The organism is Janthinobacterium agaricidamnosum NBRC 102515 = DSM 9628 (assembly GCF_000723165.1).
GTDB classification, from domain to species: domain Bacteria; phylum Pseudomonadota; class Gammaproteobacteria; order Burkholderiales; family Burkholderiaceae_D; genus Janthinobacterium; species Janthinobacterium agaricidamnosum.
On record NZ_HG322949.1, the window covers coordinates 5,249,088 to 5,261,707 of the forward strand.

A 12,620-nucleotide genomic window follows, 5' to 3' on the forward strand; every position below is an offset into this window, starting at 1 on the left:
GTACTTGAGGAATTCATCGGTGATTTAAACCCGCAGTCGCCCCCCCCTCTCCTCTCCATTGCAGAGCAGCGGTTAAACATCGATCCATGAGTACATGCATCCATCTCCAAGGTCCTCATGACCGCAAATATCTGACAAGAACTCCGGACTCAAGACTTCAACATTACCCAAGGCACAGCTGCAAACTAATTCAAGCGCGGTGTTGCCCCAAACCTGTCGCACCATGCCCGTACCTTGCACTCAACATTGAGCTCCAAGGCCATCTTCTTTCCTCGCATCAATTGCTGTAACTAACATTCCTACGGTGGCACGATCGATAAGAACTGGGACTTTTTGCATAGGATAAAACTGGCATCTCCGATCAACATTATCAATACAGCAATAAATAACGGTTCACGGCCCACCAACCGTTTTGAGTCGAAAACAAGACGCACAGCGGAGAACATGCTGTCGACAAAGTCTACGCTGGCATGGCCATTGGACATCGACTCGCGCCCCCATCGGCAGCAAAGCATCGATTCAGGCCCTCCTACAATGGAAGCAACAGAGGCTGGAATTATTTGCTAAACACGTTCATCGCTACCAGTGATATGACAGATTCGTCGCATTGACACATCAAACTGACAATTATTTCTTTTGGTTAAATTATCAATATATGCAATAATTTCCATACGGAAACTTTAATTAAATATTTGCATCGATATCGTCAAATGCGTAATTACCAGGGAAATAAGGCATGACAAACTTTTTGAAAATCGGACTTGCCAGTGCGGCAAGTATCATGTTGCTGGCCTCGTGCGGCGGCGGTGGTGGCGAAAGTAGTGCCGGCGGCTCGCCGGCCGCGCCTGACCCGGTGGTGGTAGCCGGCAAGCTGAGCATCAGCGGCACGGCGGCAACCGGTCTGGCGATTGCCGGCGCCAATGTCAGCGCCAAATGCCAAAGCGGCAGCGCGGCGGCAATCACCAAGGCCGACGGCAGCTACAGCTTCGTCATCGCGGACGGCAAATTGCCCTGCCTGCTGGAGCTGGTCCAGCCGGCGGACGGCTTGACCTTGCATACGGTCGCCACTGGCAATAGCACTACGCTTAGCGCCAACATCACGCCGCTGACCAACATGGTCGTGGCGCGCGCGGCGCGCAAGGAACCCGCGGTGCTGTTCGCGGCCTTTGACGCCGCCGCATCTGCGGCGCTGACCGGCGCCGCGCTGAAGGCGGCGCAAAGCGATGTCACGACGGTCTTGAGCGGCATGGTCGAGACTGGCTCCGTGGCCGATTTCATCGCCACGCCGCTCAAGGCCGCCACGCCAGACCAGCCGGCCGGCGGCGATGCGCACGACAAGATCCTGGATGCGCTGGGCGCCCGCTTCAATCGTGCTCAATTAACGCAAATTGTGGCGTCGCTGAGCAACATCGCCAATCCGGCCGACATCAAACAAACCTTGCACGATATGACGGGCACGCCGCCGCTGGCCGATGCCGGCGTCGTCCAAAGCGTGCTGGTCGGCGCTACCGTCGCCCTCGATGGCAGCGGCAGTTCGGTCGACCTGAACCAGTCGCCGATTTATAGCTGGACACTGATCGCCAAACCGGCCGGCAGCAGCGCCACCTTGTCTTCGGCCAGCGCGGTGCGGCCATCGTTTACCGCCGATGTCGCCGGCACCTATATTGCCGGCCTCTCCGTCAGCGATGGCAAGATCAACAGCGGCATGGTGCCGGTCACCATCACCGCATCGACAGGCAATGCGGCGCCGGTGGCCCATGCCGGCTGGCTGCAAAATGTCGGCGCGGGCACCTTGGTCACGCTCGACGGCAGCGCCAGTTCGGACGCCAACCATGACAAACTCAGCTATGCCTGGAGCTTGACGGCAAAACCGGCCGGCAGCACGGCGGTGTTATCGTCCACGTCCAGCGTACAGCCTACCTTCACCGCCGATCTGGCCGGCACCTATGTCGCGTCGCTGGTCGTCAATGACGGCAAGGCCGATAGCCAGACTGCCAGCGCCACGGTCAATGTGGGCAACGCGCTCGGCAACATCATCTCCCGCGATACCGTGCTGAGCGCCGACAAATCGCCGTACTTCATCACCGACACGATACAGATTGCCTATGGCGCCACGCTCACCGTCGGGCCGGGCGTCACGCTGCGTTCGCAGGGCTTGCCGATCTATGTGTACGGCACGCTGAAAGTGGCGGGCAATGCCAGCGCCTATGCGCGGCTGGACAATGTGCAAATCTATCAGGCTGGCGCCAGCGAAGCCCAAAGCAGTTCCATCCAGATCAGCTACGCCAGGATGAATGGCGGCAAGCTGATGCAATCGAGCGGCGGTGCGATGTATGGCAATGTCGTGCTGACCGATTCGGTGCTGAGCTCGGTCAATACCTTTGGCGAGATGTATCTGTGGTACCCGGTGAAAGACAGCTACATCGAAAGGAATATCTTCCGCAATTCCGGTGGCTTGAGTATCGGCGTGGACGCGCGTTCCGTCGCCAAAAAAGTCTATGTCCGGAATAATGTCTTCACCAGCATATGGGGCACGGCGGTGACCAACTGGGCCAGTTATGGCGGCGAGACGACCGTAGTCTCAGGAAACTCTTTCCTCGACCACCAGGAGGACGCCATCCTGCGCCTGCGCGGCTCGGCGAGCGCCATGACGGCCACCGGCAATTACTGGGGCACCACCGATGCCGCCGCGATCCAGGCCCGCATCGATGACAAGACCAATAATCCGGACGCGGGCGGCTTGATACCGTTCCTGCCGGCGCTGGCCCAGCCGGACCCGGCGACGCCGACGTATCCATAACGCACGGACAATAAAACCCGCCATGGCGGGTTTTATTTTGCCCGGCAATGACTGCCGCTGCGCTGTTAGACGTTGAACAGGAAGTTCAGCACGTCGCCATCCTTGACCACGTATTCCTTGCCCTCGGCGCGCATCTTGCCCGCTTCCTTGGCGCCGGATTCCCCCTTGTAGGCGATGTAGTCGTCGTAGGCAATGGTTTGCGCGCGGATGAAGCCGCGTTCGAAGTCGGTGTGGATCACGCCGGCCGCCTGCGGCGCGGTGTCGCCGATGTGGATGGTCCAGGCGCGGACTTCCTTGACGCCGGCGGTGAAGTAGGTTTGCAGGCCCAGCAGCTTGTAAGCGGCGCGGATCAGGCGGTCCAGGCCCGGCTCTTCCATGCCCATGTCGGCCAGGAACGCGCCCTTGTCGGCGTCGTCCAGGTCGGCGATTTCCGATTCGATCGATGCGCAGATCGCCACGATCGGCGCGTTTTGCGACTTCGCGTAGGCGGTCAGCTGGTCCAGCAGCGGGTTATTGGTGAAACCGCTGTCCGACACGTTGGCGACGTACATCGCCGGCTTGGCGGTGATCAGGCACAGCGGCTTGATCAGCAGCATTTCTTCGGCGTCCAGGCCCAGCGCGCGCACCGGCTTGGCGTCGTTCAGGTGCGGCATGATGCGTTCCAGCAAGGTCACCAGTTTCAGCGCATCCTTGTCGCCGGAACGGGCTTTCTTGTTTTCGCGGTGAATCGCCTTTTCCACGGTGCCCATGTCGGCCAGCGCCAACTCGGTCTGGATCACTTCGATATCGTCCAGCGGATTGATCTTGCCGGCCACGTGGATCACGTTGTCGTCCTCGAAGCAGCGCACCACGTTGACGATGGCGTCGGTTTCGCGGATGTGCGACAGGAACTGGTTGCCCAGGCCCTCGCCTTTCGAGGCGCCCGCCACCAGGCCGGCGATGTCGACGAATTCGACGATGGCGTTGACCAGCCGCTCGGGCTTGACGATATCGGCCAGCGCCGCCATGCGCGGATCCGGCACTTCGACCACGCCGACGTTCGGCTCGATGGTGCAGAACGGATAGTTCTCGGCCGGGATGCCGGCCTTGGTCAGCGCGTTGAAGAGGGTGGACTTGCCGACGTTAGGCAAGCCGACGATGCCGCATTGGAGACTCATGGAAAGACTTTCTAATTCAATTAACAAAGGCGTCCGCATCAAGGGCGGACAGGCGGGGCCAGGCTGTGCAACGGGGCCGGCTGGGCATACTGGGACGCTCCCTGCTGAGATAGCTTCTTAGGCCGCCGGATTCCCCAACCCCGCCATTGTACCCCCGCTCAGCCCCGAATATCGCAAAAACCAACTTTTTCAATGGCTTGGAGCACAGTTTGCCACAGGATTTTCAAAGATTTTTTGAAACAGAATCGGCGGCGCACGGGTTTTTCGCTACTGGCCACGCTGTTACACTTTCGGCATCTCCGCAGCGTTTTCGCCTTCAAGGACAGCATTCATGACGACTCTCCCACTCTCCGGCCTCGACCGTTTCCCACGCCTGCCCCTGCTGGACGGCCCGACGCCGATCCAGCGCCTGGGCCGGCTTGAAGCCCGCCTTGGCGATGCGCTGCGCGGCGTGCGCCTGTACGTCAAGCGCGACGACCATATCGCGCTGGGCGGCGGCGGCAACAAGTTGCGCAAGCTGGAATTCCTGCTCGGCCAGGCCGTCACCGACGGCGCCGACACCATCATCACCATGGGCGGCTTGCAGTCCAACCATGCGCGGCTGACCGCCGCCGCCTGCGCGCGGGCCGGCCTGGCCTGCGAATTAGTGCTGCCGCGCCTGGTGCCGCGCGACGATGCCGACTATGAACACAGCGGGAATGTGTTGCTGGACCGCTTGTTCGGCGCCACCGTGCACGCGCTGCCCGGCACGGTCAGCGCGCTGGAATGGGCCGAACGGCGGGCGCTGGAATTGCGCGCCCAGGGCCGGTCCGTGGCGGTCTTGCCGACCGGCGGCTCGACGCCGCTGGGCAGCCTCGGCTACGTCGCGTGCGCGCAAGAAATCGTGACGCAAGCGCGGCAAATGGACGTCGAGTTTGCACAGATTGCGCTGGCCAACGGCAGCAGCGGCACCCACGCCGGACTGGCCGCCGGACTGGCGGCGCTGGGCTTGCCGGCATCGCTGGTGCGTTCGTACGCGGTGCTGATCGACGGCGAGACCACCCAGCGCAAGACGAGCGAGCTGGCGCGCACCGCGCTGGCCCTGCTCGATGGCGCTAACACCATCGCGGAGACCGACATCGATGTCGACGGCAGCCAGCGCGGCCCCTATTATGGCGCGCCGACCGAGGCCATGATCGCCGCGGTGCGCGCGCTGGCCGGCAGCGAAGGTTTATTGCTGGACCCGGTCTACTCGGGCAAGGCGTTCGCCGGCTTGCTGGCCGATATCAAAAACGGACGCTACCAGCCGGGCCAGAACGTGCTGTTCGTCATGACAGGCGGTGCGCCCGGTCTGTATGCCTACCGAAGCATCTTCGAATAAATTTACACGGTATGCAATTGCATCGTGGCGGCGTCGAACTTGCCTTCGCACACCATGGTGATGATGCGCAAACTCTTGTCGATCGCTTCATCGATCAGGGTTTGCTCTTCCTTGCGCGGCCGGTGCAGCACAAAATCGGCCACCGCCTGCTGCAATCCCAGCGTGCGCGGATGGCCGATACCGAGCCGCAAGCGCCAGTAATCCTGGGTGCCCAGTGCGGCGGTAATATCCTTCAAGCCATTGTGGCCGCCGGATGAGCCGCCCTTCTTCATCTTCACCAGGCCGGGCGCGATGTCGAGCTCGTCGTGCACCACCAGCACTTCATCCGGATTGATCTTGTAAAAACGGGCCAGCGCGCCGACCGATTGCCCGGAGCGGTTCATGAAAGTCAGCGGTTCCAGCAGCCAGACGTCGTGGCCGGCGAGCGCCGTTTTTGCCACCATGGCGTTAAAGCGCGATTCGCGCTGCAGGCGCACGCCGGGCAAGCTGTTGGCAAGATTGTCCACCAGCCAGAAGCCGGCATTGTGGCGGGTTTGTTCGTATTCGGGGCCGGGGTTGCCGAGGCCGACGATCAGGCGAATAGGCATGGCGTTCTGACAAAAGGAAAAAAACGATTATCACGGAAAAGCGGGCAATAAAAAACCCGCCAGGCGGGTTTTTTATTGATTGGCGCCATGCTGCCGATGCCGGCAAGACAGCGCCTGTCGCAAGAATTACTTCTTGCCTTTAGCAGCAGGAGCAGCAGCTTCAGCGGCTGGAGCGGCGTCAGCCGAAACGTGGCCTGGCGGTACCAGAGCGGTTGCAACGGTTGGGTTTGCAGCCAGGGCAACAGCGGTAACGCCTTCCGGCAAGACCACGTCAGCCAGGTGCAGCGAGTGACCGACGTCGATGTTCGACAGGTCGACGGTGATGAATTCCGGCAGTTTGCCTGGCAGGCACGATACTTCGATTTCGTTCAACACGTGGCTGATGGTCGCAGCGTGCAGTTTGACGGCTGGCGAAACGTCAGCGTTGGCAAAGTGCAGAGCGACTTTCATGTGGATCGGTTGATTGGCATCGATGCGCTGGAAGTCAGCGTGCAGGACCAATTGTTTGTACGCGTGGACTTGGAAGTCGCGCAGCAGAACTTGTTGGGAAACGCCATCGATTTCCAGATCCAGGATCGACGAGTGGAACACTTCTTTTTTCAGCGCGTGGTACAGCGCGTTGTGATCCAGGGAAATGGTGACAGGGGCTTCAGCGCCGCCGTACACGATACCAGGGGTTTGGCCGGAAGTGCGCAGGCGGCGGCTCGCTCCGGAACCTTGCAATTCGCGTTTGAATGCGATAACTTTCATGTGATACTCCAAGAAGAACAAGGCTCGCGCCTTGCGTTATGAAAACCCCCGCGACCAGGGATTTTCGGAAATTGAACGCGGAAATCGCGCCCAAGAATAAAAACATAACGGCGCAAGCGGCAAATTTGCCGGCCGCGCCGCAGAATACTGCTCGTGACTTATCGTTTAAAAACCGTAGCGAGCGGATGGGAGTTGCGGCTGAGAAGCGGAGCTGTGCGACTGCACAGTGAGCATCGCAGGCCGCAAATCGCGACGCGCAGCAGGTTTTTTAGTCGATAAACAGGGAGATGACGGAATCTCCCTTGATAATGCGTTTGAACGTCTCTGCCAGCAACGGCGCGCACGTCAATTGACGAATCTTGCCGCAAGCCAAAGCAGCTTCCGACAGTGGAATCGTGTCGGTGACCACCAGTTCATCCAGCGGCGAGGCCGAGATGCGGTCGATCGCCGGGCCGGACAAGACTGCGTGCGTGCAATACGCGACCACTTTCTTGGCGCCGCGCTCTTTCAGCACTTCAGCCGCTTTAGTCAGCGTGCCGGCGGTGTCGACCATGTCATCCATGATCACGCAATTGCGGCCTTCGACTTCACCGATGATGTTCATCACTTCGGAAACGTTGGCTTTCGGACGGCGCTTGTCGATGATGGCCAGGTCGCAGCCGAGGCGTTTCGCCAGGGCGCGCGCGCGCACCACGCCGCCGACGTCCGGCGATACTACCAGCAAATCCTGGTAGTTTTTCTTTTGCAAGTCACCCAGCAAGATCGGCGATGCATAGATGTTATCGACTGGAATATCGAAGAAACCCTGGATCTGGTCGGCGTGCAAGTCCATGATCAGGACCCGTTCGACGCCGGCTTTTTCCAGCATATTGGCGACCACCTTGGCCGAGATCGCGACGCGCGCGGAACGCGGACGACGGTCTTGGCGGGCGTAGCCGAAATAAGGAATCGCTGCCGTGATGCGGCCGGCGGAAGCGCGTTTCAAGGCATCGACCATCAGCATGATTTCCATCAAGCTGTCATTGGTCGGAGCGCAGGTGGATTGCAAAACAAAAACATCCTTGCCGCGAACGTTTTCGTTAATCTCGACCATTACTTCGCCGTCAGAAAATTTCGAAACGTTTGCTTTGCCGAGGGGGATGCCGAGATTTTTTGCGACCCCTTCTGCCAACGCTGGATTCGCGTTGCCGGTAAAAACCATCAGGTTTTCGTAAGCCATTGGAGTCCCAAGAGGTAATCGTTGTGAAGTCTTGAAAAGTCATCGAGCCGAACAAAAGTCCGGCCCAACGCTGTAGTTTGTACTGATACTGTGCTTAGAATGATTCGCGTAGCGAATTATCTGCTTTCCCGGCCCGGACGCTGACTTCGCATCGACAGTACCGGCGAAAATGAATGGCAGGGGAAGAAGGATTCGAACCTTCGCATGCTGGAATCAAAATCCAGTGCCTTAACCAGCTTGGCGATTCCCCTACGCAACTGACTGCTTGCCGTCACATTGGCCAGTATTCTACCGGCAATTTCACGTTAAGCCAAATCTTTTTTGATACTTTTTACTGCGCTCTACAACATCGCAAACATCGGATGCCTGTTCAGCGCTTTTGCCTTCCAGCCGATCCAGACAGGTGGCACATTACTGAGCACCGCATCCGCTTCCGACTCGCTGGAAAACGCGCAAAACACACAAGCACCGGAGCCAGTCATCCTGGCCTTGCCGTAACGCCCTAGCCATTCCAGCGCCTGTGCTACCTGCGGGAATAAGCGGCTTGCCACTTGTTGTAAATCGTTTTGTCCAAACCCGCTTGCATCATTATCTTTTGCGAGGTGCCTGGAAAAGTCCGCTATTGTGACGAGTTTCGTATCGCGTGTCAAATCTTCTGCGCAAAAAATTGCGGCGGTCGGTACTTGCACCCCGGGTTCGAGCACCACATACCAGCACTCCGGCGTGTTTACGGCTTGCATTTGCTCGCCGACGCCTTCGGCGAACGCACTTTGGCCAAAGATGAAGAACGGGATATCGGCGCCCAGCGGCAAGCCCAGCGCCATCAATTCCCCGCGGCTCAGGCCGGCCTGCCACAAGGTATTGAGCGCCATCAGCGCGGTGGCGGCGTCGGACGAACCGCCGCCCAGCCCGCCGCCCATCGGCAAGCGCTTGTCGATGGCGATATCGACGCCGGCCGGCAGCGCGCCGCTACGGCGCCGCACCTCGGCCTGCAACAGCCGGGCCGCGCGGATGATCAAGTCCTGCTCTTGCGGCACGCCGGGAAGGTCGTTGACGCGATGGATTTGATCGTCGCTGCGCAAGGTGAAGTGCAGCGTGTCGCCGTGGTCGATCAGCTGGAACACGGTTTGCAGCAAATGATAGCCATCGGCGCGCCGGCCGTTGATGTGCAGGAACAGGTTCAGTTTGGCCGGGGCCGGGCAATTTTCAAGTCTGGAGAGTGTCATGCGTTATTGGCGAGGCGTGAAGCGGGTTATTGGTCGAGCACGATGCGGATCGCCACCTGTCCCGCTGCGACGGTGGCGCTGCGTTCGGCGTCGATGCGCCTGGGCCGGGAATAAGCGCCGTCGCCATCTTGCCATGACACATAATGCAGGCGCCAGCCGTCGCGCGTGGTGACGCTGTCATTCAGGGGCGAGGCGACGAAGCGCTTGCCGTCGGCGTCTTGCGCATACCCTTGCAGCCAGTCGCGCAAGCCCGACACCGGCAGCGACCAGCCCAGCGCCTGCGCGCTCAGCGTATCGATGTCGGCGGCGCTGCGCGGCGCCTTGCCGGCCTGTGTCAGCGTCGCCTGCCCCGGTATCACGCTGATGCTGGCGATGGTCTGGCCCAGCGGCGAATCGAGGCTGACATCGGTGCGCGCACCGCTCTGGCGCCAATTGAACTTGCCGGTCAGCGATTCGCCCTTGCCATCGCGCTCGTAATTGACCGACAGGCGGCCAGACAATTCAACGGCGTCGCTATACGGCGCGGCCGGCGTGGACGAGCGCGGCGCGCTGGTGGTGGCGCAAGCGCTCAGCAAGGCGCACAGGACGCTCACGGTGACGAAGTTGTTCAGGGTCATCGGTTTTCTTAAGGAGCCTGGTTAGGTGAGTGGGCCAGAGTGTCGGCAATTGCCGCGCAGCTTACAGGCTCAGGTTCAGGCGCGCCAGCGTGCTTTTCAGCGCGTCGTTGCCCGGATCCTTGGCCCGGGCCGCGCGCCACAATGCCTGCGCGTCCTCTTTCTCGCCTTTTTGCCATAATACTTCGCCCAGGTGCACCGCGATTTCCGGATCGCTGCGCAAGGCGTAGGCGCGGCGCAGCAGGTTTTCCGCTTCGCCCAGCTGGCCGAGGCGGAAATGCACCCAGCCCATGCTATCCATGATGAAAGGATCGTTCGGCGCGATCGACAGCGCCTTTTCGACCAGCGCATACGCTTCCGGCAAGCGCACATTGCGTTCGGCCAGCGAATAGCCCAGCGCATTGTAGGCGTGCTGGTTATCCGGCGCCTGCGCGATCACCTTGCGCAAGCTCGCTTCCATCACATCGGTGCGGCCCAGTTTTTCAGCCGCCAGCGCATGGTCGTACAGCAATTCATTGCTGTCGGGGAAGCGTTTCAACGCATTATCGAGTACCGTGAAGGCGGTCTGGGTATAACCGCCGTCGCGCAGCAATTGCGCATCGACCAGCAGGATTTGCGCCTGGTCGTTGACATCGTCGCTCCTGATCTCGGCCAGCGCCTTGCGCGCGCCATCCAGGTCGCCATTCCTGGCGATCAATTGGGCGCGGCGCAGGCGGGCGTCGTAATAGGCGCGCGGTTCGCGGCCGTCGATCTTGTCCAGCCACTGGATCGCGCCCTTGACATCGCCCCGCTCCTCGGCCATTTGCGACAGGATCATCAATACCTTGGACGGATCGCGGTCATCGTCGGGATTGGCCGCCAGCACCGCCAGGAATTGCTTGAAATAATTCTCCGCCACCGCGTTGTCATTCAATTGCAGCGAAATGATGCCCAGCGCATACATCGTCACGATATTGTCCGGCTGGGCTTTTTGCAACAGCAGGAATTGCTGGCGGCCCGCCTCGAACTGCTTTTGCTCGACCAGCAGCCGCGCATAGGCCGAACGCACTTCCAGCGCGCCGGGATTCTTGTCGAGGAAGGCCGACAATTGCTTGCCGATCGCATCCGCATCGTCCATCACCTGGGCCAGCGACAGCACCGCCAGTTCCGAATCCGGCTTGAGCTCCAGCGCTTTTTGCGCCTCGCGCACGGCGCGGTCGCGTTCGCCGATCGAAAACGCGCCTTGCGATATCACCATATGCGCTTCGGCCGTGGCGCCGTACGGCGCCATCAAGCGCTCCAGGATCGAGAAGGCCATCAATTTATCCTTGGCGCGGCTGAGGAATTGCTGCGTCTGGAACATTGCGGCCGGCAGCGCTGCCGGCTTGGCGTCCTTCAGGCGCTGGGCGAATACCGGTTCGGTTTCCAGGATATCGTCGGTCAGCACGACGAAGCCGAGGAAATACTGGTTCGCCTCGTCGGAATTGGGCGCCAGTTCGCGCCACAGGCGGATCGCCGCCAGCGCCTCGCCGCCCTGCTTGGCCGCCAGCGCCATTTCCGCCGCCCGCTGCGCCAGGCGCGGGTCGCGGGTTTGCTGCGCGGTCACCATCATCGTAATGTACGGCCCTTGCCACTGGCCCTGCTTGAATTCGAGTTCCGCCTTGGTCAGCTTGTACAGCAGGTCGCTGCTCAGGGCGACGTTCGGCAACGCTTGCGCCGGCGAAGCCGTGGCCGGGCCAGCCGGGACTTTCGCCGGCACGATATCGGGGACACTGGCGGGGACACTCGCCGGGGCCTCGCCCGGCGGCTGGTCGGCGGAAACTGGCTGTGCCTGCGGTGCGGCGGCGCACACCGACATCATGGCGGACAGAGTTACAATGGCGAAAGCGTTTTTCAAAGGACGTTCCTGGCTATGCGGGCAAATACTGATTCTACGCCCAACCCGCCGTTTGCGTGCTTCACGTATGTAACGAAATATTTAACGAATTGTTGAACCCTTTATTCAAGTTAGCAATTTTAAGTAACCAATCACCGGTGCGCGCCATGTGCCGCGCCGGACAACCAGATCCGAGCAAGCATGCCTGAATTGCCAGAAGTTGAAGTGACGCGGCGCGGTGTCGCGCCCCATATCGAAGGCCGCGCCGTGCAGGCGGTGGTATTGCGCCGCAGCGGCTTGCGCTGGCCCTTCCCCGCCGGCCTGGCCGGGCAATTGTCCGGCCACACCATCGGCCTGACCGGGCGGCGCGGCAAATACCTGCTGATCGGCTTCGAACACGGCACGCTGATCATCCACCTCGGCATGTCCGGCCACCTGCGCGTGCTGCCGCCGGACACGCTGGCCAACAAGCATGACCATTTCGACCTGGTGGTCGAGGGTGCGGATGGCGCGCAAGTGCTGCGCATGACCGATCCGCGCCGCTTCGGCGCCGTGCTGTGGCACGATATCCGCGAAGGCCCGGTCGACAGCCACATCCTGCTGCGCGGCCTGGGCGTCGAACCGCTGGAAGACGGCTTTACCGGCGCATTGCTGTACCAGCAGACCCGCAACCGCGGCGCCAACATCAAGCAAGTGCTGCTGGCCGGCGATATCGTGGTCGGCGTCGGCAATATCTATTGTTCCGAAAGCCTGTTCCGCGCCGGCATCAATCCCAACACGCCGGCCAAACGCATCGGCCTGGCCCGTTATGAAAAGCTGGCGCAGGCGATCCGCGAAACGCTGGCCGCCGCGATTGTCCAGGGCGGCAGCACCTTGCGCGACTTTATCGCCGTCAATGGCCAGTCCGGTTATTTCCAGCAAAGTTATTTTGTGTACGACCGCGGCGGCCTGCCGTGCAAAGTGTGCCAGGCGCCGATCCGCCAGATCAAGCAGGGACAGCGTTCGACGTTTTATTGCGTGAATTGCCAAAAATAGTCCTCGTATCCGGTGTA

The 12,620-nt window shown here is 60.7% G+C and carries 10 protein-coding genes and 1 tRNA gene; 3 read left to right on the plus strand and 8 right to left on the minus strand.

Features of this window, described 5'->3' with window-relative positions:
- Positions 1-781: 781 nt before the first annotated feature.
- A complete protein-coding gene (locus GJA_RS26355; protein ID WP_051781259.1) occupies positions 782-2,800 on the plus strand; it encodes a right-handed parallel beta-helix repeat-containing protein in 2,019 nt (672 codons plus the stop codon).
- Between the two features lie 65 nt (positions 2,801-2,865).
- Here the strand turns inward: GJA_RS26355 and ychF are convergent, their stop codons facing one another.
- Positions 2,866-3,957 carry a redox-regulated ATPase YchF gene (ychF, locus tag GJA_RS22660; protein ID WP_038496907.1) on the minus strand — a complete coding sequence of 364 codons (1,092 nt, stop codon included), beginning with the start codon at positions 3,955-3,957 and terminating at the stop codon, positions 2,866-2,868.
- Between the two features lie 331 nt (positions 3,958-4,288).
- On the opposite strand from ychF, the gene GJA_RS22665 reads away from it, so the two are divergent.
- A complete protein-coding gene (locus GJA_RS22665; RefSeq protein ID WP_038496910.1) occupies positions 4,289-5,317 on the plus strand; it encodes a D-cysteine desulfhydrase family protein in 1,029 nt (342 codons plus the stop codon).
- 2 nt (positions 5,318-5,319) lie between these two features.
- Here GJA_RS22665 and pth read toward each other — a convergent pair whose 3' ends face one another.
- The 7 genes from pth to GJA_RS22700 form a co-directional block, all read right to left on the minus strand.
- Positions 5,320-5,904, minus strand: coding sequence for an aminoacyl-tRNA hydrolase (gene pth / locus GJA_RS22670; RefSeq protein WP_038496913.1), 585 nt, complete (start codon positions 5,902-5,904; stop codon positions 5,320-5,322).
- Positions 5,905-6,030: 126 nt separating this feature from the next.
- Positions 6,031-6,654 (minus strand): 50S ribosomal protein L25/general stress protein Ctc, encoded by a 624-nt coding sequence (locus GJA_RS22675; RefSeq protein ID WP_038496916.1) that lies wholly within the window; start codon positions 6,652-6,654, stop codon positions 6,031-6,033.
- 268 nt (positions 6,655-6,922) lie between these two features.
- Positions 6,923-7,873 (minus strand): ribose-phosphate pyrophosphokinase, encoded by a 951-nt coding sequence (locus GJA_RS22680; RefSeq protein ID WP_038496919.1) that lies wholly within the window; start codon positions 7,871-7,873, stop codon positions 6,923-6,925.
- A gap of 174 nt (positions 7,874-8,047) precedes the next feature.
- Positions 8,048-8,124 (minus strand) — tRNA-Gln (locus tag GJA_RS22685).
- A gap of 90 nt (positions 8,125-8,214) precedes the next feature.
- Positions 8,215-9,099, minus strand: coding sequence for a 4-(cytidine 5'-diphospho)-2-C-methyl-D-erythritol kinase (gene ispE, locus GJA_RS22690; protein WP_038496922.1), 885 nt, complete (start codon positions 9,097-9,099; stop codon positions 8,215-8,217).
- A 26-nt stretch (positions 9,100-9,125) separates the two neighbouring features.
- Positions 9,126-9,716, minus strand: a complete 591-nt coding sequence (locus GJA_RS22695; RefSeq protein WP_038496925.1) for an outer membrane lipoprotein LolB — start codon at positions 9,714-9,716, stop codon at positions 9,126-9,128.
- Positions 9,717-9,777: 61 nt separating this feature from the next.
- Positions 9,778-11,553 carry a tetratricopeptide repeat protein gene (locus tag GJA_RS22700; protein WP_051781486.1) on the minus strand — a complete coding sequence of 592 codons (1,776 nt, stop codon included), beginning with the start codon at positions 11,551-11,553 and terminating at the stop codon, positions 9,778-9,780.
- A gap of 216 nt (positions 11,554-11,769) precedes the next feature.
- Between GJA_RS22700 and mutM the strand changes: the two genes are divergently transcribed.
- Positions 11,770-12,603 (plus strand): bifunctional DNA-formamidopyrimidine glycosylase/DNA-(apurinic or apyrimidinic site) lyase, encoded by an 834-nt coding sequence (gene mutM, locus GJA_RS22705; protein ID WP_038496931.1) that lies wholly within the window; start codon positions 11,770-11,772, stop codon positions 12,601-12,603.
- Positions 12,604-12,620: the final 17 nt, after the last annotated feature.